The organism is Bacillus salitolerans (genome assembly GCF_042680805.1).
In the GTDB taxonomy this organism is placed as follows: domain Bacteria; phylum Bacillota; class Bacilli; order Bacillales; family SA4; genus Bacillus_CJ; species Bacillus_CJ salitolerans.
In genome coordinates this window covers 16335-39629 of the sequence record NZ_JBHUEM010000024.1, presented here as the reverse complement: position 1 = coordinate 39629, position 23295 = coordinate 16335, and the positions used below count along the sequence as shown (strand labels likewise).

The window sequence follows — 23295 nt, the reverse complement described above, 5'->3', positions numbered from 1 at the left end:
TGGTGCTGAAATACGGAATAAGAAATGTACAGAAGTAAAAACTAAGCACAGCGTTGTGCAAGAAGAGATACGAACACGTAAGCTATAATAAAATTACAATACAAAACAAACTAGAAAGGGAGTTGCTGACCATAAAAAAATCAGGATGGAACTTAGACAATAGCTATGCAAAGCTACCGAACATCTTTTTTACAAAGCAACATCCAGAACCTGTACGGTCTCCAAAGTTAGTGATTTATAACGAATCGCTAGCTAAAACTTTAGGTTTTACCTCAGAGATACTACAAGATCACGAGGGTGTGGAGGTTTTCGCAGGCAACAAAATCCCGGAAGGCGCTGAGCCCCTTGCTCAAGCATATGCTGGGCATCAGTTCGGACATTTTAATATGTTAGGAGATGGCCGTGCTGTATTAATTAGTGAACATATAACACCCACAGATGAACGTTTTGATATTCAGCTAAAAGGTTCGGGGAGAACGCCCTATTCTCGTGGTGGAGATGGTCGAGCAGCTCTTGGACCTATGCTTCGTGAATATATTATGAGCGAATCCATGCATGCGCTTGGAATTCCAACTACCCGCAGCCTAGCCGTCGTAACGACAGGTGAGGAGATTATTCGTGAAACCATATTACCTGGCGCGATTTTAACACGTGTTGCAGCTAGTCATATGAGAGTTGGTACCTTTCAATTTGCTGCACAGTGGGGAGAAATCGAGGATCTGAAGAAGCTGGCTGATTATGCAATACAGCGTCATTTTCCTGATATTGATTTAGATGACAATCGTTATCTATCTCTCCTTAAGGGAGTCATAAGGCGCCAAGCATCATTGATTACTAAATGGCAGTTAGTTGGCTTTATTCATGGTGTGATGAATACCGACAACATGACGATTAGTGGGGAAACGATTGATTATGGTCCTTGTGCCTTTATGGATACATATGATCCGATGACTGTATTTAGTTCGATTGATAGACAAGGTCGCTATGCGTATGGAAATCAGCCTTCTATTGGTGGATGGAACTTGGCCCGTTTTGCTGAATCTTTATTACCGCTTCTACATGGTGATCAAGACAAGGCTGTAGAAATCGCCCAGCAAGAGCTTTCTAACTTCTCTGAGTTATTTAAAGCCAATTGGATATCTGGAATGAGAGCGAAACTTGGATTATTTAATGAGGAAAAAGAAGATGAAACGCTTTTTGAAAGCTTGCTTAATCTCATGCATACGTTCAAGGCGGATTTTACGAATACTTTCCGATCCTTGACGATGAATAAGCTTCTGGATGGAGACCTTTATTCTTCGACTGAATTTTTACAGTGGAAAGAGCTTTGGGAGGCAAGGAGAAAGAGACAGGAGGAAACGATTGAAGAGTCTGAGAGACTTATGCAAAGCAGTAACCCTGCGGTCATTCCACGCAATCACCGAGTAGAAGAGGCTCTAGAAGCAGCGGTGGAACGTGGAGACTTTAGTGTGATGGAGCGGTTACTTACCGCTCTCTCAAATCCTTATGAGTATACACAAGAAAAGGCGGACTACTGTACCCTTCCTCCTGATTCTGACCGTCCTTATCGAACTTATTGTGGAACCTGAAGCATTGCGGTACTGAGACTTCAATCGCTAGAAAAGCGAAGGGCAGTTTCTTTGTTTTTGGCTAAAATGGGTACTTTAATAAAGTGGCGGACAAGATATATGTCCTCCGCTTTTTTCATATTTAATAAAGACAACTACGAGAGAGATTCTAAAAAGAGGTGCGATATGAAATCGGGTATCCGTGACGTAGATATTGTCATTGTAGGTGGCGGAATTACTGGATTAGCAGCAGCTTTAGAATGTAAAAAACATCAGAAATCATTTGTCGTTCTTGAGGCGAGAGACCGGCCAGGTGGAAGGTTGTATAGTGTGACGACAAAGGAAGGAATCCGAATCGATTTAGGTGGTCAATGGGTAGGAGTGAATCATTATAGGATAAAGCGTTTGATTGAAGAATTTGGAATAAAGACATACAAAATCGATCAAAAAGGAAATTCAATTTATGAGTGGAACGGAAAGATAAAAAAGACGAAAAGGCTCCCTCCCCTATCCCCAGTAGGTCTTTTCGACCTTATTAAAGTAGGGATGAGAATCAAAACGTTTGTTAACCAATTACCAGAAGGAATTCCTTTTTCTTCACCAATCGCTCGTAAATTGGATAAAGAAACCGTTGAACAATTTATTCAAGCGACTATGTTTAGTCAAGAAGGAAAAGCTTTTTATAAGCTTATCGTGGAAGAAATCACTTGCTCGAACGCACATGAAGTGTCTCTTCTAGATTTGGTATGGTGTATCAAATCTACGGGTACGATTAACTATTTGCTACAGGCAGAACAAGAGTGGATGAGTGAGGGTGCACAAACGCTTACTATAAGAATGGCCGATTCACTAGGTGATACGGTTGTTTATAACACACCAGTTGAACGAATTTCTTATCAACATGAATGTACGTACGTATATTCATCAAATGATTTCTGGAGAGCGAAAAAAGTAATAGTAGCGATTCCTCCAAATCTTACCACTCGCATTGTATTTGCACCACCATTACCCGGAATTCGTCAACAACTTAGTCAACGCTCTGGAATGCCCTCTGTTATTAAAATGATAATGATCTATCACAGTCCTTTTTGGAAAAGCCAAGGTTTAAATGGGAAATTGTTCTCAAGTAGTGGGCCGGTCACTTTAACATTAGATAGCTCACCTCCCGACTCGAGTAAGGGGGTATTGTCTGTATTTTTGACAGGAAAACATGCAAGAGAGTTAGAAAATATGGATCGTGATGAGAGAGTAAACAAGGTTTTACAAGTATTAGGGAAATACTTTGGAAAAGAAGCTTATGAGCCAGAGGAAGTATATGAAAAAAATTGGGCAGAGGACGAATGGACACAAGGGGGATATGCAACCCATTATGCACCTGGAGTCCTTACCCACTTTGGTTCTTCATTATTTAAGCCCATATCATCGATTCATTGGGCTGGAACCGAAGAGGCAATCGAATGGAGAACCTATATGGAAGGAGCCGTTCAGTCAGGACAGGATGTCGCAAAACTAGTGATTAGTCAGTTAATTTAAGAGTGCCTGTCACCACTCGAAATTTGTCGGATTCGAGTGGTGACAGGCATTTATTTATGTAGTAATCTAAATGGATAATTATGTTAAAATAAAGGTAGCCTATACACAACTAATTACTAAAAGGTGGGTCAATGGTATTGAAAAGTGATTATAAACTATCAAACAAATTTTCTATTTTTATATTTAGTATATGTAGTATTTTATTAGCCATAAGAGGGATAGGATATTTAGTCTTTGCTGAAAATTAATTTGATCTAATCATCGGTTCATTTATGCTAACTGGTTTTATTGGAGGATCGTTAGGAATCAAGTACCTTTATGATCAAAAGCGAAAAGAAAAGAAACGTGTGTAGAAGACTTGTTAAGAGAATAGTTGGGCGGGGGTATTTCAAGTGAAGAATGTTATAGGGAAATTATCTGAAATAAAAAATGGCGAAGTTGGTATGATTATTTTTTCAGATTTAAAACAGGAGATTATCATGTCTGTAAATGAAGAGTTAACCGTTCCTCTCGCATCTGCTGCAAAAGTGGCCATTGCCTTTTGTGTAGCAAAAATAGTAGAAAATGGTCACCATCATTGGAATGAAATGGTTGAGGATATTACATTTAATCCAAAAGAAGATAGTCATGAAATCTATCCTCATCTTCAAGGTATGAATAGTTTAGCACTCCGTGATGCTGTAGAAGTAATGATTGCCTGTCATGATAGTTTTGTTGCAAATGCTGTTGTGAAGCATTATGGTGGCTGGAAGAGAATAAATGAGGATTTGAAATCCTATTTTAATACGATGAATGTTACGGAAAATCCTCTGGATATGGATAATAGCGGAGAATTAAGCCAGCTCATTGAATTGATCCGCTTCATCTATCAAGGGTATAAGATGAATCAACAAATATGGATTCCGATCATAAATGGAATGGTAAGACAGCAAGGACAGACTGAAGGAATTCCGAACTATGTCTTACATCATATGACGGGAGGATTAAAACAAGTCGTTGTTGATATTGGGATCTTAGGTGAATTTTCACAAAATCCATTTCTGTATGTGATAGGAGCAAGGAACTTACCGGATAGGATTGACAACCAGTTTGCTGATGAGAAAATTTCCGAAGCTATGAGACTAGTTTATGAAGAGTATAGAAAACAAGCGTAAACAAGGAGATTTTTAACAGATGAAAAAGGTGGGTGTCATCATTGATAGTGAGCTCAAAAGAATATACTATTCATCAAGTAAGCTATACCATTCGTTCTGCTACCGAACAGGATGCGAAAAATCTATCGGAAGTAAGATTGCAAGTGGATGGAGAAACAGAAAACTTAGATCGAGAAAAAGGCGAAGCATATATAGATGAAGAAGGCTTTAAGAATTTAATTCAAGAAGATACAGAAAGTCCAAATAATCTATTTTTAGTAGCAGAAATAGATGGGAAACTTGTGGGTTTTGCTAGATGTGAAGGAAGCAAGCTGAAAAGGATGGCACACAAAGTGGAGTTTGGAGTCTGTGTGCTAAAAGATTATTGGGGATATGGAATAGGCAAAACCTTTTTGCGAGAATGTATTCATTGGGCAGACACAAATGGTATTCAGAAAATAACGTTGAGTGTTCTTGAAACGAATGAGAAAGCGATTAGACTATATGAGAAGTTAGGTTTTGAAGTAGAGGGTGTATTAAAGAATGATAAAAAGCTTTCTGATGGAAGATACTATCATACAATCTTGATGGGTAGGATCTTTAAGTAATAGAGGGATCAAAGGAAGCATCTTGATTCTCCTTTTCTTAAAAAATACAGAGAGTTTGTTGGATATATTAAAAAATTTGTTAGTAGCGGCTGTATCTTATGGTATAATTTTCAAAAATTATGAATAGGGGAAAATCAAGATGAATTTAGAAACAGAAAGAATTCTACTACGACCACTTCAAGCAGAAGATTCAAACCGAATAGATGAGCTAGCTGGAGAGTATGATGTCGCAAAAACAACACTAACCATCCCTCATCCATATCCGAAAGGGTCAGCAAAGGACTTTATTGAGAAAGTAAATGAAGCGGGAGACCTAGTTATATTCGCGATTGTTTTAAAAGATTCAAATAGCTTAATAGGGATCATTAATATAAAAATAACCGAATCCCATAAGAGAGGGGAACTGGGCTATTGGGTAGGAAAACCTTATTGGAGCCATGGTTATGGAACTGAAGCAGCAAAAGCTATGTTAGCATTAGGATTTGAGACAATAGAACTGAATAAAATTTATGCACAGGCATTTTCTACGAACCCAGGTTCATGGAGAATAATGGAGAAAATTGGTCTTAAGCATGAAGGGGTATTAAGGCAGCATGTTGCTAGATTCGGAGAGTATCATGATTTGTCTCAATATGGACTACTGCGAGATGAGTATTTTGCAACGAAATGATGAAAAGATCAGGCTCACGTAATGGAGCCTGACCTTCAAACTGATACAATGCAATTACCTCCACCACATCTTACTAACGGATTCTTTTACTATCACAGGCTTTAAGTTTTCAACGGCTTTAGTAAAGCCTTCATCGATGGACATTAAGCCGTCCTCATGCTCAATACTCACTACATAATCATACCCATAAAGTCTTAGTGTACTTATAATGTCAGCCCACGTTTTTTGATCGTGGCCAAACCCTACAGTTCGAAAATACCAGGAACGATTTTTCATGTCCGAGTAATCAGTCATATCTGTGAGTCCGTTACGATTCATGTTCGGCTGATCCATAATCGTATCCTTTGCATGGAAGTGATGAATTGCATTTTCGCTTCCTAAAAGCTTAATTGCCTCAACAGGGTCAATACCTTGCCACCAAAGATGACTTGGATCTAAGTTAGCACCAATCGCTGATCCACAAGCCTCTCTTAATCGAAGCATCGTTCCAGGCGTATGTACGGAAAACCCTCCGTGCAATTCAAGACCAATTTTTATATTGTGAGCCTGTGCAAGCTCATTTTTTTCCTTCCAATATGGGATGAGTTTTTCTTCCCATTGCCATTTTAATACTTCTTGAAAATCATGTGGCCAAGGGGAAATAGGCCAATTTGGATATAAGGCATTTTCATGATCACCAGGGCAACCAGAGAACGTGTTCACTACAGGTACTTCTAACTTAGCAGCAAGCTGTATTGTTTTGACGAGTAATTCATCTGCAGGTTGTGAAACTATAGTCTGTGGATGAAGAGGATTAGAGTGACAGCTTAATGCACTAATTATCAATCCGTGGTCCTCTATTTTTTGCTTGTACTCTAGTAATCTACTATTATCCTGAAGAAGCTCATCGATTTTACAATGAGCATCACCTGGATACCCCCCTGTTCCTAGTTCGATTGCCTCTATACCTTTTGAAGAAACATACTGTAACATGTCATCAAAGCTTTTATCTGAGAATAATACTGTAAAGACACCTAATTTCAAAAGAAGAACCTCCTCGCAATAATTATCAGAATAAACAAAAATGTAATCCATTACATTTATAACATATAGAATTAATATCCGAAAATCAACACCTTTTATGAACTTTAATTTTTCGTATTGACAGAATATTCAAGAGATATTACTATGAAAATGTAAACGATTTCACTTAGGTTTATTTCACTTAGGATTAGAAAGTAGGCACAAGTTATGACAACAATTCAACATGTTGCTAAACAAGCCGGTGTTTCAGTGGCAACAGTATCTAGAGTATTGAATGGTCAAAATAAGGTTTCATCCAAGACAAGAATTAAAGTGGAAGAAGCGATAAAAAAATTAAATTATGAACCGAGTATGCTCGGAAGAAATTTAAGAACTTCCGAAAGTAGGATTTTACTCATCCTTATTCCTTCGATCTCCAATCCGTTTTATCTTGAAGTCATTAAAGGGATTGAAAATATTGCGATGAGCCAAAATTACAATATTCTCCTATGTGAAACCGATTCAAATCCTGAAAGAGAGAACATTTATTTTGACCTAGTCCGGAAAAAAATGGCTGATGGCATTATATCAATGGACCCAGCAGTAAATGTTGAAACTCTAAAAAAACTAGCGGAAAAACACGCGATTATTCAATGTAGTGAGTATGCTGAAGATAGCGGAATACCTTATATCACGATAAATAATGAGGAAGCATCTTATAGGGCAGTGAAACATCTTATCAAAATTGGTCATCAAAAAGTCGCGTTAATGAATTCTGATGAAAAATATTTATATGCAAGGCAGCGAAAGCTTGGGTACCAACGAGCACTCGAGGAACATGGAATTGAAGTGAAACAAGAGTATATGATTCATACCCAGCAATTGGGCTTTGAACATGGCCAGCAAGCTATGAAAAAGATAATAAATCTTAAGGATAGACCAACAGCTGTTTTTGCAGTTTCTGATTTATTAGCCATTGGGGCACTTAAAGAAATTAATGCAAGTGGTTTAAAGGTTCCGGACGATGTGGCAGTAGTAGGATTTGATAAAATTGATTTCTCAAATATGACGAACCCAACTCTTACAACGATTGCCCAGCCAATGTATAGAATGGGGGCGATAGCCGCTAAGATGTTAATCGATCGTATCAAAGGAGAACAGGTTGATAGTGTTATTTTAGACCATGAATTGGTCATTCGGGAGTCGACATTAGGTTAACTACAGCTAAGATCAGCGCTCTGTTATTAACATTTTAATAATAGAGCGCTGGCCTTAGATGTAAATGTAATCGATTACATATTAAGGCGCAAGCAGGAAGATCATTAAGGGGGGAATTATGTTGAAGAAATTTCTAGTCTTACTTTTAGCTTTAGTGACTGTATTTGGTTTAGTAGCTTGTAGTGAAGGTAGTAGCGGGAGTAATGATGATCAGTTAACGATTGGTATCTCTTTACCATCTGCAACACACGGATGGATGGGTGCATTAATTGACAGTGCTGAAAAACAAGCAAAAGCACTAAAAGAAAGTGATGGGATTAACTATGTTATGACAAATGCGGCAGATCCGAATAAACAAGCGAATGACATTGATGATCTAATTGCACAAGGTGTTGACGTTATTGTCATGCTTCCAATTGAATCAGCAGCACTTTCTCCAGTTGGACAAAAAATTAAAGATGCGGGGATTCCTTTAGTCATTGTTGACCGTGAACTAGAAAATGATGCAGCAACGGTTGTTGTAAAAGGTGATAACGAAGGTATTGGTGTAAACGCAGGGAAATATTTTGTTGAAAAACTCAATGGGCAAGGAAAGGTAGTAGAAATTACAGGACCTCCTAGTTCCGTAACCGAACAACGTGGTGCTGGATTCAAAGAAGCGATGGAGGGTGCTCCTGGAATGGAAGTAGTAGCCTCGCAAAGTGGAGACTTTTCAACAGAGAAATCCTTAACGGTTATGCAAAATATCTTGCAAGCACATCCACATATTGATGCTGTTTTTACCCAGGATGATGGGATGGCGTTAGGAGTACTTCAAGCCATTAAAGAAGCAGGACGTACGGATATTAAATTTATAACAGGTGCTGGCGGTGGCAAAGGTGTATTTGAAAATATTAAAGAAGGCGGCATAATTACAGCAACTTTCTTATACTCACCTACAATGGTTGAAGATGCCGTTAAAATTGCAGCAGAAATTGCAAAAGGAAATGATCCTGCTGAAACGATGGTTGTAAAAGAAGCAACACAAGTAACAAAAGACAATGTTGATGAGTATTACGATCCGGAATCAAAATTCTAATATGCTATTAGGAAATACAATGGTGGTATTCCATGTTGTATTTCCTCTTTTCCTATAAAGGGGGGAGAATCAGGTGACAGAAGCACAACCTTTTATGACGATGAAGAACATTGAAAAATCTTTTAATGGCGTACCTGTATTGAAAAAGGTGACGCTACAAGTAGAGCAAGGAGAGATTCATGCCTTATTAGGTGAAAATGGTGCTGGTAAATCCACTTTAATGAATATTCTTGGAGGGGTTCATCAGCCAGATGGTGGAGTTATTCAGATTCATGGAAAAGAGGTAAAGAATCTAAATCCAAGAGTTTCACAAGAGCATGGGATTAGCTTTATCCATCAAGAATTAAATGTAGTTTCAGACCTTAAGGTCTATGAAAATATGTTTTTAGGTTCGGAATTGCAAAATAAGTTTGGTTTTCTAAAAGTGGAGGAAATGTGCGCACAAACCTCTGAGATTTTGGCAAAGCTCGGGGTTCATATCAATCCTAAGGAATATGTACGAAATTTAGATACATCGTACAAACAACTAATTGAGATATCAAAATCACTACTACATAAGTCAAAACTAATTATTATGGATGAACCAACTTCATCTTTAGCAGAACATGAAGTAAAACGTTTATTTGAGTTAATGAGGAATTTAAAAAAGACGGGGGTATCGATTATTTATATTTCTCATAAATTAAAGGAAATAAAGGAAATATGTGATCGGTATACGGTTCTACGTGACGGAGAGTTGGTTGGGACAGGTTATATAAAGCATGAAAATTTAGATTCCATTACAAAGCTGATGGTTGGCAAGTCGATTTCAGAAGAACGTCTAACCAAAGAGCATTCACTTGGTCCCATTATGTTAGAAGTAAACGACTTAACAAGTCATGGACAATTTAAACATATTGACTTTACCGTTCGAAAAGGTGAGGTCGTAGGGTTCACTGGCTTAGCCGGTGATGGCAGAACAGAATTATTTGAAAGCTTATTTGGTTATCGAAAAAAATACACTGGCCAGATCAAAATAAATGACCAGCTGGTAAAAATAGATCATCCTCAGAATGCGGTAAAAGCAGGATTGGGATTTGTTCCAAAGGATCGAAAAGAAAATGCAATTATCAAAGATTTAAGCGTGATTCATAATATGAGCTTATCTTCAATGGGGCATTTTGAGAAAGCAGGCTTTATACAAGACAAGAGTGAACAGGAAAAGTTTCACTATTACAAGGGAAAATTAAACATAAAAGTACACAATCCACGCGTGACGATTGATAAGCTAAGTGGTGGAAATCAACAAAAGGTGATTATTGCGAAGTGGCTTGAGGTGAATACGGATATCATCATTTTTGATAATCCAACTCAAGGGATTGATGTAGGAGCGAAGCAGGAAATCTACCAACATATTATATCGCTAGCCGAACAAGGAAAGGCAATTATCATCTTATCATCAGAGGCTCCAGAAGTCTTAAAACTTTGCGATACGATATATGTGATGTACCAAGGTGAAATCACTGCGAGATTTAAGGGTGAAGAGGCGACTGAAGATGAGATTATGAGTTACGCGACTGGTTCAAAAAGGGAGGCTGAAAAAATTGGCTAGTTTGAATGTAAAAGAGGTAAATACGCACGCTTCAAGTACAAAAAGTCGCCTCTCTTGGCTTTGGTCAGAGTACAGTGTTATCATCGCATTCTTCGTTATATTTGTTGCTGCATCTATTTTGAGTCCTAGATTCCTAGATATTCATAACCAAATGAACATTCTCATGCAGGTGTCGATTATCGGTATTGTAGCGCTAGGGATGACAGTGGTGATGTTGTCAGGTGGAATTGATTTATCGGTCGGATCGGTTTTAGTACTAGTTGGGGTTATCACCGTTCTAGCTCTAAATGCTACGGGAAGTATTTTTGTAGCCATCCTGACTGCCTTCCTAGTGGGGGCATCAGCAGGATTTCTGAACGGACTCATGGTGGCAAAAGGAAAGATAGCCTCGTTCATTGCGACACTTGGGATGATGGCAGGAGCACGTTCCATTGCATTATATATTGCGGAAGGCGGAAGTATTTCAGGCGAAGTATCTGGATTTACGGTCATTGCTAACAGTGAATTATGGATTATCGATTACCCGATTATTATTTTCCTAGTGATGACAGCACTTGTTTATGTGTTAATGCACAAGACCCGTTTTGGACGTTACGTATATGCTTTAGGAAGTAATGAAAAAGCGGCACTATTATCGGCTATTCGGGTGGATCGAGTAAAGATTGGTGTATATAGCTTGGCAGGACTTTTAGTGAGTGTTGCTGCGATTATTGAAACATCCAGATTGAATTCTATTTCTTCATCTAGTTCAGGAGTGCAATATGAATTAGATGCGATTGCTGCTGTTATTATCGGTGGTACAAGAATGACAGGTGGTCGAGGGAAGATTATTGGTACCTTCTTTGGCGTGTTAATCCTAGGAATTCTAAATAATATGATGAACTTAATGAACGTATCCCCACACCTTCAAGGATTTGTGAAAGGTTTAATCATTATCATTGCAGTGGTATTCCAAAAAAGAGAATAGGGGGAATCAAAATTGGGTATGAAAGTTGGAATTATCGGGTGCGGCTCTATCTCTAAGTATCGGCATGCACCTGAATATAAAGCAAATCCATACGTAGATGAAATCGTGTTTTATGATAGAAATATTGAGAGAGCGCAGGAGTTAGCAGATCTTTTTGATGGAAAAGTTGCTCACACATTGGAGGAGCTATTAAGTGATCCAACAATCGTGGCGATTAGTGACTGTTCATCCAATGAATCACATCACGTGTTTTCCACCCAAGCTCTACATAATGGAAAGCACGTATTATGTGAAAAGCCAATTTCCTTAACGGTTGAGCATGCAAATGAAATAGTACGGGCTCAAAAAACGTCTGGAAAAAATTTAATGGTAGGCCATAATCAACGTTTTACTCGTGCTCATCAAAAAGCGAAAGAAATCATTCAAAACAAAGAGCTTGGGAAGGTTCTTACATTTAGAACGACCTTTGGACATGCAGGACCAGAAGGCTGGGGAGTGAATAAAACAAATTCAACCTGGTTCTTTAAAAAAGAACGATCAGGTCTAGGTGTTGCAGGAGATTTAGGAATTCACAAAGTGGATTTACTTCATTATTTATTAGACGACCACATCACTCATGTTAGTGCATTTCAAGGTGCATTAGATAAGGTCGATGAAAATGGGCAACCAATTGAAGTGTGTGATAATATTGTGTGCAGTTTAAAAACGAAACAAGGATACCTTGGTACTGCTGCCTTTTCATGGACCTATTATGGAGAAGAAGACAATAGCACTATTATCTACTGTGAAAAAGGTATCATGAAAATTTATCATAGTAACGAGCATCAGCTTGAAGTTATAACAAAGGATGGAGAAGTCATACAATATAAACTTGAAAACATCCAAACAAATGATCACCAAACGAATAGTGGTGTCATTGACTCCTTTATTGAAGCCATTAGACTTGACCAAACACCGCTTGTGACGGGAGAGGATGCACTATCCTCACTTAAAGTCATTCTAGGGATAATGGAAGCTGCTGAAACAGAAAAGGTTGTGCATGTATTATAATAGTTCCTGGAACCACCCGGAATTTGTCGAATTTGACATTATTCGAGTGGTATCAGGAACTTTTTTGTGATATAAAAAAATGGAATTGATGGATAAGGGGTTTAAAATCATGTCTGGAAAAGAACAGTACAAGCAAATTCATAAAGTATTAGAATACATAGAAGAACATTTAAACGATTCCTTACCTCTTGAAAAATTAGCAAAGGTGTCTACCTATTCGGTTTATCATTTTCAACGAACCTTTAAGGCAGTGACAGGTGAAACCCCAGCCGGATACATTAAAAGGCTCCGATTAGAAAATGCTGCACATTTTCTAATTTATGAGCAACAAATCCCGGTCACACAGGTTGCAATCATGTGCGGCTTTTCTTCATTATCATACTTTACTTACTCGTTTAATGAGTATTTTCATACGAGTCCTAAGAAGTGGAGAGAGGGAGCGTATTTGGAACGCTTTCCAAGAGAATATCATGATAGCAAGAAATCTAAATTTTTTAGCAAGAAAAAGAAAGAAGGTTCCGAAACGAACACCTATAATGAATTTAAATGGTTAGACTTGACCAAGGTCGAAACGATTGATCTTCCAGTTTGCGCAACTGTGAATAGACAAAGTATTGGTCCGTATACAATAGGAATTCCTGATGCATGGGAAGACCTCTATCATTGGGCGAAATCACGTGAATTACTGAAACCCGATACTTTAATATTTGGAATTCCTAGAAATAACCCATATATAACACCTCCTGAAAAAAGCCGATATGATTGCCGCTTAGAGATAAACCCAAATGGCCGTTCTCATGTAGAAGATGAGGCAGTGTATCAGTTTCAAGGAGGCAAACATGTTGTCTATAAATTCGATGAGCCTGTAAGATATAGTGAAAGAGGGAAATTAATCGAGTGTTATTCGGAGCTGTATAGCTTTTGGTTACCTAGGAGTGGTTACAGATATCTAGGGAATCCAGTTGAACTAGTACAGCTAGAACCAGTGACAGGATCATTATCAATAGAGTGCAAAATTAAGGCGATTTGTTTAGCGATAGAGCCAAAATAGAGGAGGAGAACATTTCATGTTCATTGATTGGAGTCAAATCGAATTCCTACCAGTTCTTATTGGAGGAATTGTATATGTGATGTATGGAGCCATCTATTATTCATTGCTTTTGTCTGATAAAAAAGGAAGAGATAAGCAATTTATTGATCAACAAAGCAAAGGTCCATTTAAATATATGGTTTCAGTTATGATCGCATTCATTAGTTCATTTTTAATGGCGGGAGTCATACAATTCGTTCATCCGGAAAATTTTCTAGGAAGTATGGGGATAGGATTTCTAATTGGATTCATAATTTGTATGGTTTACTTGAAAAATACGTTGTTTGGACTCATGTCGAAAAAGTCATTTTTACTTGCAATCGGTGATCATCTTATTATTTTCACATTACTTGGAGCAATTCACGGATTATTTCTATAAAAGGGACAAGGGGGATATGCCTTGTCCCTTTGTCGTTATCGAAAGCGCGTGATGATCATAATGATAATGTTTACGAGCACACCAAGCGTGGCAACGACTGTGTGACCCACATTTAACAATCAGTGGGGATGAAGAACCCCCCACTGATTGAAGTTTCACTTTATGATATCAAGAAAATTTTCATCTCTTTATTTTCGTAAAATTCATATTATTTACTGATGTTACATATGATTTGTGGCATAATTATACAGTGTGAAATTGCAAAAATGGAGGAAGTAACAGTGAAACAAGTAACTTTTGAAAATATATATACCCCTGCTCAAATCGTACTTGAAAATGATTTATATAAACACTTTCATTTTCCAGAAATGTTACTTAGGTATGATAGTAATTTTATAGACTTTAAGAAGATGCCTTCTATAGAAGAATTTATGAGTGCAGCATCCTACTTAAGGGAGTACCATGTGAAAAACGGCCAAAAGCATGTGAAGTTTACGTTTCCTGAGAATGAAAAATTACATGCTCCACTTGAAGAGTATTTAAGAAGTGAAGAATATTCAATCGGTTATCTTGAGTTATATTCTATTAACCCAAGTCAATTTCCAGAGTTAGATGAAAAAGAAGATATTGAGGTAAAGGTTGTATCGGATGATAACTTTGAGGAATTTCTAGCTCTGCAGTATAAACAAGATTTGCAGTTTGGTAGTGAATTTGCAGACCAAAAAGTAAGGCTGTATAAACGTTATCTCCAAGATTCTAAGATTGTCCAACTACTAGCCTATTATAAAGGAGTTCCGGCTGGTACAGTTAATGTAATTGTGGAAGCTGAAACAGTTGAAATTGATGACCTAGCTGTAAGTGAAGCATACCAAAAGCGCGGGATCGGTAGTAGACTTCAAAAAGCTGTGATGAACATTGATCCTACAAAGCTCGTTATCCTAGTCGCGGATGGTGAGGACACCCCAAGAGAGATGTATCAAAGGCAAAACTATCAATATCACGGGTTTAAATACAACACTCAGAAGGTTTACGAAGATAAGTAAAGCTTAATCTGGGGAGTGATTGTCATCTTGAAAAAGGAGATAAACGATGAAATGGTCAAGTATACCGTACTTATGGCAACAAGCCTATGAAGTAGCTTGGGAGTCTTTTTTAGAAGGTGCTCGGCCAATAGGTGCCTTAGTAGTTAATGATGTGGGAGAGATTGTATCTAGGGGGAAAAGTTCAGTTTTTAAAGAAACCTCAGATTCCGTTGTTTTTCATAATGAGCTAGCTCATGCTGAAGTGAATGCGCTATTAAAAATTGATAATCGAGTACATAAGTATGTAAAAGGATTTACACTATACTCTACATTAGAGCCTTGTCCACTCTGCTTTAGTGCATTTTACATGAGTGGGATAAGAAATTTAAAGTATGGGGCAAAGGATAAATATGGAGGGAGCACAAACCTCAAGGATACAACTCCCTATCTTAGCCTTAAACCTATTACAATTGAAGGACCAATTTGTCATTTAGAGAATCTATCAATCTTACTTCAGTACTATTATGATTACTCCATCCAATATGTTAAGGCACACTCAGTCCATGATGCGATGGCTGAGGAATATCCGAGAGCAATTCAGCTAGCCAAACAATGGGTAGAGGAGAAGAAATTAAAGGATCCTCATCACTATACAATTGAACATGTTTACGAAATGATGAGGGAAGACCTAGTCCAATTGAACCGACCAAGAGCATGCGGTGCAATCATCCTCGATGATCATATCCTTATGGTAAAGATACAGCATGGAGACAGAATCTTTTGGACATTACCTGGTGGTGGTTTAGAAGCTGGAGAATCCTTTGAGGATGCAGTTCGTCGTGAAATGAAAGAGGAAGTAAACCTTGATGTACGTGTAGGGGAGTATATTTGTACTTATGAATACAGCCATGGTGAATGTAAAATATTTCTTGCTGATATCGTTGGTTCGGTTGTACCGAAGCTAGGCTATGACCCCGAGCTTCCTTTAGACAAACAGGCATTACAAGAAGTAAAGTGGTGGCCAATTGATGAAATGAAGGATGATTATGAAGTATCGATGGTACTTAAAGCCGTTGATGGGAGCATATCAAGAAAGTAAACGAAATTGCTGTAAGAAAACTCATGCGAGCATGCTATTACCATGTAGGTTCAAGCGATGCTTGTTGAGGTAAGAACTCATCATGAGATGTAGAGGAGAGACTATATGAGAAAAGAGTTAATCAACATACTAGAGATCATTAAACTAGGAGAAAAATTAAAATATGAATTAAGACATAGTTGGTTATCAAATGGGAGACAAGAAAGTGTAGCTGAACATACATGGAGAGTTTCATTGATGGCTATGTTAATTGAACCTTATTTAAAGCAGGAAATAGAAATATCAAGGCTACTAAAAATGATTATTATCCATGACCTCGTTGAAGCGGATGCTGGGGATATTCCGGCCTTTGATACGTTAACAAGTCTAGATCTAAAGGAACAAAAGGTAAAAAACGAAATTAAATCAATCGAAAAGATTAGGGATACGCTTGGGGACGATTTAGGATTGGAACTGTATAATCTTTGGTTTGAGTTTGAACATAAAGAAACATATGAAGCAAAGGTTGCCAATGCATTAGATAAACTAGAGGCGCAAATTCAACATAATGAGGCGGATGTTTCTACTTGGTTAGAAATCGAATACGAAATGAGCTTTATGATGGATAAACATGTCCAGTTTGATTCAGTTCTGAAAAAATTGAAGGATATGATTGAGGAAGAGGCTGAGCAGAAGTTACGTAATGCAGGGGTCAATGTTGAAGCTGTTAAAAGTGGTGTTTTGAACCGGTAAGCGAGTATGAGTTTTATAAGAATGAAAGTGAGACAAGTAACCGTCCACTTCAAAATAAACGAGGAGCAAGTGATTTTTGACACTTGTTCCTTTTAATATTCGACAAATTCCGGGGAGTGACTGTCACTTTGCACTACCATGCAGTGCACCCCACAGTTTATGATAAAAGCGCGGAGGTAAGGGATGTATAAGGTGAGTGAATTTGCCGAAATAACAGGTTTAAGCAAAAATACACTAAGGTATTACGCAGAGGAAAAATTATTAGAACCAGCTTATATTGACCCCAATAATCATTATCGCTACTACGATGATGGAAGTTACTTTTTAGCCATATTGTTAATAAAGCTACGACGACTTGGATTTACTATTCAAGAGATGAGAACGGTCATGAAAGATGAATCATTCGAGAATTTAGAAAAGTTATTAGTACAAAAGAAAGAAAAGATTCAGATGCAAATCGATGACCTTGAAGAACAACTAGAGGAAATTGATGATTTTCTTGCGTCTGGGAAGGAGGAACAAGAGTGATTGAATGGAAGGAAGAGATCCTAATTGAAGCCAATATCGAGAAGGTATGGAGTTTATTTCGGGATGAAAATATTAAGAGGATCATGCCGAAAGTAGAAGAACACACCATCATTGAAAAGAGCGAGATGGAGGTAGGAGCTAAGCATCAGCAGAAATACCGAGAAGGAAAACGTGTGGAAACATATATCGTCGAAACACTAGCGTATGTGGATGACGAGAAGCAAAAGAAAAAACAAATACACTTCGTACTTGCAAAGGCATTTGAAATTAACCTCACCTTTACACTTCTTAAAATAGATGAATCACAGACAAAGTTTATTTATGAAGGTCAAAATAAAGGCGTCAATTTTGTAGGAAGAGCAATGCTAAAGCTCGGCGGAAAGAAAGGGAATATCGATGTGGTACAAGAATTTCTAAACAAAGTAAAGCAGGAAGCGGTAAAATAAGGAAAGCGTAGGGACATGTGGGAATCAACATGTCCCTTTTTTGCTTGAATAAAAAAACAAATTCTTGTAACTTTTCCTTTGGTTTCTTCGTCTAATTATAAGGAGTTTTTATCCCGTTCCAACTGGCGCTAAAACCCCACTTCAAAATTTAAGAAGATTAGAAGAAGTGTAAGTGGGGATAAACGCCAGTATGAACCCTGAAAAGGAATACAGACTAAAGTGGCCATCTCCTGTGGCAACGTTTGTGTGACCCACAGTGTGGGCCGGTGCTAACAATCTGTAGGGGGAGGAAGTATCCCACTGATTGAAGTTTCACTTTATGCTGTAAAAGTTGAAAGGATGTTATAAAGTTGAGATCGCGTCAAAATAGATTACAAAGTAAGAGAAGAAAAAGACGGATCTGGATTATTTCTACTATTCTATTTTTCTTCATAAGTGCAATAGCCTTTGCGATATATGAATTCAGATCTGGATACCTACTCGCAAATGATGGGGAGGAAGAATTAGGGGGGGAATCTTCTAATAAAGAGAATTTCCAAGGAGTATCAGAGGATTCAGGAAAACTAAATGTTCTGCTTCTTGGAGTTGATTCTAGAGGGGAAAAGAAATCTAGAACGGATACAATCATGGTTGCTCAATACGATATGGAAGCTAGAACGGTTAAGCTCATTTCGATTATGAGAGATACGTATGTTGAAATACCAGGGTATAAAAATCAAAAAATAAACGCAGCTTATTTTTACGGTGGTACAGAGTTGCTTCGGCAAACGATTCAAAAGAATTTTGGGATTGATCTAGAATACTACTCCATCGTTGATTTTAAAGGATTTACGAAAATTGTTGATACCCTTGCCCCAGATGGGATTCAAGTAAATGTTAAAAAGCGAATGCGCTACCGAGATGGGGCAGGAACGATTAATATAGATTTACACCCAGGAGAGCAGTATCTCGATGGAAAGCAAGTATTGGATTATGCTAGATTTCGAAATGATAGGGAAGGCGACTTTGGACGAGTGGAACGTCAGCAGGAGGTTATCACGAAGCTAAAGGACGAACTATTAAGCTTAAAAGGAATCATGAAGATACCACGTTTATTAGGAACACTGACCCCTTTTTTAGAAACAAATATGAGTCAAATGAAGCTTGTCGATCTAGGTACTGAATTCTTTATCCATCCGGTGGAAGATATTGAAACATTGCGCATTCCTGTAGATGATTCTTATAAGAATAAAAATTATTCACATGCAGGAGCAGTGCTTGAAATCGATTTTGAAAAGAATCGTGAGGCCATCAATCACTTCCTCAAATAATAAAAGCACCTGTAGCGATCATCCGATTAAACGGAGGAGGCACAGGTGCTTTTAAACTGTTAATTGATCAACATAACGATGCCAGTCATTAGTAAAAAACAAATCGCTAGCAATAGTGCAGTCTGAGCGGTACGATTTAATTTGTGGAAGATTCTAATAAACATACGAAGCACCCTCCCATTTGGTTGATTATATCTTTAATACGATTGAATAAAGAGAAAGATTCACTTATTTACGGAAGGAGACTAAAAAGAAAAGGGAAAATCATCCCATTTTCTCTAAACACTTCTATTTCGTAACGCTTCCCGGTCAATATTTTGCGGGGGCTGCTCCATCCATTGATGTTGTATCATTAGGTTCGTTCCGTCCACAGCAAACTGCATGACTTCTGAAATTAATCTGGTATAATGTACCCCAAGGTCTTTTCGGAGACTTGCCCCTATCGAAGCTCCATAGCCAGCAACCCCAATAGCATTTAAGCTATTCACTTGAAACATCATTAGCTTATCGGAGAAAGGTGAATTAATTGATTGTGAGATCGTAGAATCCCACGTGCTTGGCAGTGGGACACCATCTTCAATTAATATTTCTCGAAAGACGGCTTCATGCTTAGCGGCGATTTCGGCCCCACGTTCCATATACTTTCGTACCTCTGGTAATTGAGCAACTTGTGAAAATCCAGCTACAAAAGTTCTTCCAATCGAATTCGTTTCAGTGTTTTTTGAAATATGTGCTATCTCCATAACGGTTAAAGGGCGGTGTTTTCCTAATATACCTGATAAAAATGACTCACTTTGGAGATATTCCGCTTTTTCCATCGGTGGAATGGTAGGAGACCGAACAAATGCCCCTTTCTTCAAAAGCAATTCACAAGCATCATTGTAAAGCTTCATAAACATTTCAGAAGTCCTAGAGAATAATGTTCTAACATCATTCCTAGCTAATACTTCAAGAAAAGCTGCTGCGGCAGCCGTCCCAGCTGCTGCCATATACTTTATGTATCTCAAGGCAAATAAATCTGAATAAATCCGGCTTGCTTTTAAGTTGACATCCTCTCCAGTAAATCCAATGGGAATAGCGTGATTTTCGCTTTCAAAAATTTGGATAACACCTTTCTTAACATAGTCGCAATTTGCTAAAGTAGATTGTATAATGTTGGTGAGATCCGGATCTTCATTTACTTGGCCGAAATGTTGCATAATACAATAAGACATAGTGTTTTGCATATAGGCACTCCACAAGGCGGCAACCTCTGAAGATACCAGCTTTGGATGATGTTCCATTTCAACTCATCACTCCTTTATTTCATTGCTCATTTTTAGTAGTATTTCCCACTATCTCCACCCATTATTTATGAACCCATACAAAAAGAATTACTTGATATATTCCATAGACTTCATTGACTTTTTCGATTTCATATAGCTGATAATCCCAATTATTAACAGGAACACTCCGGTTGTGACGGCCACATAAGAAGTGATTTCAAGTGCCCGATTATTATTAAAAAATTCAATAAGGGCTGCAGCCCCTGCAAAGAATGTCATGGATGTTCGGATAAAGGCAAGAAGTGTTCGGTAATTAGCTAGTTTCGTTCTTTCCATCGCTAATCTCGTTCTCTCCCAAGAAAGTAAATCGTCAGGAGAAATAGCATTTTGTGAAGATTGATTCTGGTTTGTTTGAGACTGATTGGATGAGGGCTCGTGTATCATCTTATACAGTTCCTGAATAGATTGGATGGATTGCCAAATAGGCTGTTGATTATTTGCTATTTTCATCACACCCTTTTTGTATAGTTTATATAAGGGATATGTTTAGTATTAGAGAATTCAAGCTGGATTATCCAATGTAAAATAAAAAAGCCCTTAAAAGATGGGCAAAAAGTTAATAGTGTACTATTTATGATTCTTCATCTAACATAAGGGTATATTCCGAGAATTTCATCTGGTGTACCGATTTTAGTAATTCTTCCATCCTCCATTTCAATTATTCGATCGGCTAATGCAGCTGCATCAGAGCGGTCATGAGTTACAAAAATAGATGTAACGTTTGCTTCTTTAATGATTCCTCGTAAATCCTCTCGTATTTGTTTTTGTAAATCAGCATCAAGGTTGCTAAATGGTTCATCAAACATAATCAATGATGGATTGGGTGCTAGTGCGCGTGCCAGAGCTACACGCTGTTGTTGACCTCCGCTTAATTCATACGGATATCTCTTCTCAAAGCCATTTAATCCAACTAACTGAAGCACTTCCTTAAGGCGATGTAGCTTTTGATTTCTACTCATTTTCTTCAGACCAAATTTCACATTATCAGCAACATTCAGGTGGGGAAATAAAGCATAATCCTGGAATACTAAACCGACTCCTCTTTTCTCTGGTTGAATAAAATGACTCTCGCTTACCAATGTTTTATCGTCTATAACAAGAGAACCACTAAAGGGAATCTCAAGGCCAGCAATAATTCTGAGAATGGTACTCTTTCCACTACCGCTTTTCCCTAGTATTGTGACGAGTTCACCTTTTTGAATAGAGAGGGTTAGATTTTTGATCGTTACATCATTCGAGTTCTTATATTGAAAGTTGATATCTTTTAATTGGATAAACATTATTTACGCTCCTTTTCAAAAAAATGATGAAAGACGACAATGGAAAGGCTACTTAAAAAAATTATTAATAGAGAAGCTAATGCTGCCTCTTGAATCATTTCATCGTTAGCATATTGGAATGCCTTTGTCGCTAATGTATAGAAGTTAAACGGCTGTAACAGTAGTGTTAAGGGAAGTTCCTTTAAAATATCGATGAAAACAAGAATAAATCCGCCCAAAATAGCCCCTTTAATCATGTGAAAATCAACCTTAAAAAAGGATTGAGTGATTGTATGTCCTAATACTCTAGATGCTTCGGTAAAAGTAGTCCCAACTTTATCAAATCCTGCTTCAATGGAGTTGTATCCGATTGCTAGGAACCGAATGATATAAGCAAAAATTAACATAATGATACTTAAGCTAAGAACGAGTTTTGAATCAATGCCGATGAGCTGATAGAAAGTAGCTAACCCCTTATCTATTGAGATAAATAGGGTTAATACACCGATAGCGATGATAACTCCTGGAATAGAATATCCAAGCATGGTCGTTTTTGAAATGAGTTTGGCAAGTACAGTGTTTGATAATCGACTAAAGTTAGCGATAATTAGCGAAAATAAGATAATAGCAAAAGCAGAAATACTGGCAACAAATAAGGAATTCCAAACTAGAGTCAAAAAATCAGGGCTGAAAATTCGATCATAAGTCATGAACAACCAATATATGAGTTGGAATAAAGGAATAAGAAAACCTAAGGAGAGAATGCCAAAAGCATATAAAAACAATATCCATTTCATCCATTTTGACTTTGTATATGGCTGGATTGGCCGAACTTTTGTTGTAGAATAGCTATAATTTCTGTTTCCTCTACTGATTTTCTCCAGCGTTATAAGCAAAATAACCAATGTCATTAACACGCCTGCAAGTTTGATGGCCGAATCAAGGTCCCCCATTCCAAACCAAGCCTGAAAAATTGCAGTGGTGAAGGTTTGAATACCAAAAAACTTGACGACTCCATAATCGTTTAATACTTCCAATATAACTAAGCTCGCACCACCAATGATCGCGGTTCTGGATAACGGTAGAATGACACGAAAAAAAACACCAAACGAATTACTTCCTAGTAACCTAGCATTCTCAACAAGTGAGGATGATTGATTCTCTAAAAAGGATCTTGTAATGATATAAACATAAGGGAATAAGAACATTGAAAAAATAAAGATTGCTCCAGGAATAGTCATGATATCAAAATATTTTTGATCTACCTTTAATCCGAACGAATTTCGCAAAGTTGATTGAATAATACCCGTATAATTCAGCATTCCATTATACGTATAGGCACCAATATAGGGAGGAATGGCTAAAGGTAAGATTAAACCCCATTTAAAAAAGTTCCTTAATGGAAAATCATATACTGAAACAATCCATGCAAGACTAACACCCATTAGAATGGTTAGTAATGCTGTAAATAGTATGAGTAACAATGTGTTCTGAATATAGTGGGATAATAGGAATTCTTGAATGTGATACCAATTGTCATTTGGCTTTGAAAAAAAATTGAATCCTATTGAGAGGATCGGTAGAAGCAATACCGTGATCAAAAGCAGGCTTAAAACTGCCCAAGTATTGAATTGTACTTTAATATTACGGATTAGCAGTTTCAAGTATTGCACACCCTTTTTGATAA

23 protein-coding genes are annotated in these 23295 nt (G+C 37.6%); 18 read left to right on the top strand and 5 right to left on the bottom strand.

The genetic code is table 11. The features are described 5' to 3' along the window. Window positions 1-122 precede the first annotated feature (122 nt). The 5 genes from ACFSCX_RS14885 to ACFSCX_RS14865 all read left to right on the top strand — a co-directional run bounded on the left by ACFSCX_RS14885 (window position 123) and on the right by ACFSCX_RS14865 (window position 5512). Complete coding sequence (locus ACFSCX_RS14885; RefSeq protein ID WP_377929040.1) at window positions 123-1589, top strand: protein adenylyltransferase SelO; 1467 nt, start codon at window positions 123-125, stop codon at window positions 1587-1589. A gap of 165 nt (window positions 1590-1754) precedes the next feature. After that, entirely contained in the window at window positions 1755-3101 is a 1347-nt protein-coding gene (locus tag ACFSCX_RS14880) for a flavin monoamine oxidase family protein (protein WP_377929039.1), read from the top strand. Window positions 3102-3493: 392 nt separating this feature from the next. Then, window positions 3494-4255 (top strand): serine hydrolase, encoded by a 762-nt coding sequence (locus ACFSCX_RS14875; RefSeq protein WP_377929038.1) that lies wholly within the window; start codon window positions 3494-3496, stop codon window positions 4253-4255. Between the two features lie 41 nt (window positions 4256-4296). Beyond that, complete coding sequence (locus ACFSCX_RS14870; RefSeq protein WP_377929037.1) at window positions 4297-4842, top strand: GNAT family N-acetyltransferase; 546 nt, start codon at window positions 4297-4299, stop codon at window positions 4840-4842. A 139-nt stretch (window positions 4843-4981) separates the two neighbouring features. Then, a complete protein-coding gene (locus tag ACFSCX_RS14865) occupies window positions 4982-5512 on the top strand; it encodes a GNAT family N-acetyltransferase (protein ID WP_377929036.1) in 531 nt (176 codons plus the stop codon). A gap of 54 nt (window positions 5513-5566) precedes the next feature. Here ACFSCX_RS14865 and ACFSCX_RS14860 read toward each other — a convergent pair whose 3' ends face one another. Further along, window positions 5567-6535: a sugar phosphate isomerase/epimerase family protein gene (locus ACFSCX_RS14860; protein WP_377929035.1), complete on the bottom strand. Its 969-nt coding sequence runs from the start codon at window positions 6533-6535 to the stop codon at window positions 5567-5569. Between the two features lie 207 nt (window positions 6536-6742). On the opposite strand from ACFSCX_RS14860, the gene ACFSCX_RS14855 reads away from it, so the two are divergent. The 13 genes from ACFSCX_RS14855 to ACFSCX_RS14795 all read left to right on the top strand — a co-directional run bounded on the left by ACFSCX_RS14855 (window position 6743) and on the right by ACFSCX_RS14795 (window position 19024). Further along, window positions 6743-7732, top strand: coding sequence for a LacI family DNA-binding transcriptional regulator (locus tag ACFSCX_RS14855; protein ID WP_377929034.1), 990 nt, complete (start codon window positions 6743-6745; stop codon window positions 7730-7732). Between the two features lie 118 nt (window positions 7733-7850). After that, complete coding sequence (locus ACFSCX_RS14850) at window positions 7851-8810, top strand: substrate-binding domain-containing protein (protein ID WP_377929033.1); 960 nt, start codon at window positions 7851-7853, stop codon at window positions 8808-8810. Between the two features lie 73 nt (window positions 8811-8883). After that, window positions 8884-10401 (top strand): sugar ABC transporter ATP-binding protein, encoded by a 1518-nt coding sequence (locus ACFSCX_RS14845; RefSeq protein ID WP_377929032.1) that lies wholly within the window; start codon window positions 8884-8886, stop codon window positions 10399-10401. Beyond that, window positions 10394-11368, top strand: coding sequence for an ABC transporter permease (locus ACFSCX_RS14840; RefSeq protein ID WP_377929031.1), 975 nt, complete (start codon window positions 10394-10396; stop codon window positions 11366-11368). Before ACFSCX_RS14845 ends, ACFSCX_RS14840 begins: the two co-directional genes overlap by 8 nt. 12 nt (window positions 11369-11380) lie before the next feature. Beyond that, on the top strand, window positions 11381-12418 hold the full coding sequence (locus tag ACFSCX_RS14835; RefSeq protein ID WP_377929030.1) for a Gfo/Idh/MocA family protein: 1038 nt from the start codon (window positions 11381-11383) through the stop codon (window positions 12416-12418). A gap of 109 nt (window positions 12419-12527) precedes the next feature. Further along, a complete protein-coding gene (locus tag ACFSCX_RS14830) occupies window positions 12528-13469 on the top strand; it encodes an AraC family transcriptional regulator (RefSeq protein WP_377929029.1) in 942 nt (313 codons plus the stop codon). Window positions 13470-13485: 16 nt separating this feature from the next. Further along, window positions 13486-13887 carry a DUF1761 domain-containing protein gene (locus ACFSCX_RS14825; protein ID WP_377929028.1) on the top strand — a complete coding sequence of 134 codons (402 nt, stop codon included), beginning with the start codon at window positions 13486-13488 and terminating at the stop codon, window positions 13885-13887. Window positions 13888-14168: 281 nt separating this feature from the next. Further along, window positions 14169-14930, top strand: a complete 762-nt coding sequence (locus tag ACFSCX_RS14820) for a GNAT family N-acetyltransferase (RefSeq protein ID WP_377929027.1) — start codon at window positions 14169-14171, stop codon at window positions 14928-14930. A 46-nt stretch (window positions 14931-14976) separates the two neighbouring features. Next, window positions 14977-16008: an NUDIX domain-containing protein gene (locus ACFSCX_RS14815; RefSeq protein WP_377929026.1), complete on the top strand. Its 1032-nt coding sequence runs from the start codon at window positions 14977-14979 to the stop codon at window positions 16006-16008. Between the two features lie 105 nt (window positions 16009-16113). Beyond that, on the top strand, window positions 16114-16740 hold the full coding sequence (locus tag ACFSCX_RS14810; RefSeq protein WP_377929025.1) for an HD domain-containing protein: 627 nt from the start codon (window positions 16114-16116) through the stop codon (window positions 16738-16740). Between the two features lie 183 nt (window positions 16741-16923). Then, window positions 16924-17268 carry a MerR family transcriptional regulator gene (locus ACFSCX_RS14805; protein ID WP_377929024.1) on the top strand — a complete coding sequence of 115 codons (345 nt, stop codon included), beginning with the start codon at window positions 16924-16926 and terminating at the stop codon, window positions 17266-17268. Further along, the gene (locus tag ACFSCX_RS14800; RefSeq protein ID WP_377929023.1) at window positions 17265-17714 is read left to right on the top strand and encodes an SRPBCC family protein; all 450 of its coding nucleotides are present in this window, start codon (window positions 17265-17267) and stop codon (window positions 17712-17714) included. Before ACFSCX_RS14805 ends, ACFSCX_RS14800 begins: the two co-directional genes overlap by 4 nt. A gap of 350 nt (window positions 17715-18064) precedes the next feature. Continuing rightward, window positions 18065-19024, top strand: a complete 960-nt coding sequence (locus ACFSCX_RS14795) for an LCP family glycopolymer transferase (protein WP_377929022.1) — start codon at window positions 18065-18067, stop codon at window positions 19022-19024. Between the two features lie 278 nt (window positions 19025-19302). Here the strand turns inward: ACFSCX_RS14795 and ACFSCX_RS14790 are convergent, their stop codons facing one another. The 4 genes from ACFSCX_RS14790 to ACFSCX_RS14775 all read right to left on the bottom strand — a co-directional run bounded on the left by ACFSCX_RS14790 (window position 19303) and on the right by ACFSCX_RS14775 (window position 23272). After that, the gene (locus tag ACFSCX_RS14790; protein ID WP_377929021.1) at window positions 19303-20307 is read right to left on the bottom strand and encodes a DUF3231 family protein; all 1005 of its coding nucleotides are present in this window, start codon (window positions 20305-20307) and stop codon (window positions 19303-19305) included. Between the two features lie 90 nt (window positions 20308-20397). Further along, the gene (locus ACFSCX_RS14785; RefSeq protein ID WP_377929020.1) at window positions 20398-20799 is read right to left on the bottom strand and encodes a DUF202 domain-containing protein; all 402 of its coding nucleotides are present in this window, start codon (window positions 20797-20799) and stop codon (window positions 20398-20400) included. 131 nt (window positions 20800-20930) lie between these two features. Continuing rightward, entirely contained in the window at window positions 20931-21629 is a 699-nt protein-coding gene (locus ACFSCX_RS14780; RefSeq protein WP_377929019.1) for an ABC transporter ATP-binding protein, read from the bottom strand. Then, on the bottom strand, window positions 21629-23272 hold the full coding sequence (locus ACFSCX_RS14775) for an ABC transporter permease (RefSeq protein WP_377929018.1): 1644 nt from the start codon (window positions 23270-23272) through the stop codon (window positions 21629-21631). The genes ACFSCX_RS14780 and ACFSCX_RS14775 overlap by 1 nt, the downstream gene beginning before the upstream one ends. Between the last annotated feature and the right edge of the window lie 23 nt (window positions 23273-23295).

Coding starts and splice junctions, on each gene's coding strand:
- ACFSCX_RS14805 (WP_377929024.1), top strand. CDS start 16,924: ATGTATAAGGTGAGTGAATTTGCCGAAATAACAGGTTTAAGCAAAAAT.
- ACFSCX_RS14855 (WP_377929034.1), top strand. CDS start 6,743: ATGACAACAATTCAACATGTTGCTAAACAAGCCGGTGTTTCAGTGGCA.
- ACFSCX_RS14815 (WP_377929026.1), top strand. CDS start 14,977: ATGAAATGGTCAAGTATACCGTACTTATGGCAACAAGCCTATGAAGTA.
- ACFSCX_RS14880 (WP_377929039.1), top strand. CDS start 1,755: ATGAAATCGGGTATCCGTGACGTAGATATTGTCATTGTAGGTGGCGGA.
- ACFSCX_RS14810 (WP_377929025.1), top strand. CDS start 16,114: ATGAGAAAAGAGTTAATCAACATACTAGAGATCATTAAACTAGGAGAA.
- ACFSCX_RS14830 (WP_377929029.1), top strand. CDS start 12,528: ATGTCTGGAAAAGAACAGTACAAGCAAATTCATAAAGTATTAGAATAC.
- ACFSCX_RS14865 (WP_377929036.1), top strand. CDS start 4,982: ATGAATTTAGAAACAGAAAGAATTCTACTACGACCACTTCAAGCAGAA.
- ACFSCX_RS14785 (WP_377929020.1), bottom strand. CDS start 20,799: ATGAAAATAGCAAATAATCAACAGCCTATTTGGCAATCCATCCAATCT.
- ACFSCX_RS14850 (WP_377929033.1), top strand. CDS start 7,851: ATGTTGAAGAAATTTCTAGTCTTACTTTTAGCTTTAGTGACTGTATTT.
- ACFSCX_RS14825 (WP_377929028.1), top strand. CDS start 13,486: ATGTTCATTGATTGGAGTCAAATCGAATTCCTACCAGTTCTTATTGGA.
- ACFSCX_RS14780 (WP_377929019.1), bottom strand. CDS start 21,629: ATGTTTATCCAATTAAAAGATATCAACTTTCAATATAAGAACTCGAAT.
- ACFSCX_RS14790 (WP_377929021.1), bottom strand. CDS start 20,307: ATGGAACATCATCCAAAGCTGGTATCTTCAGAGGTTGCCGCCTTGTGG.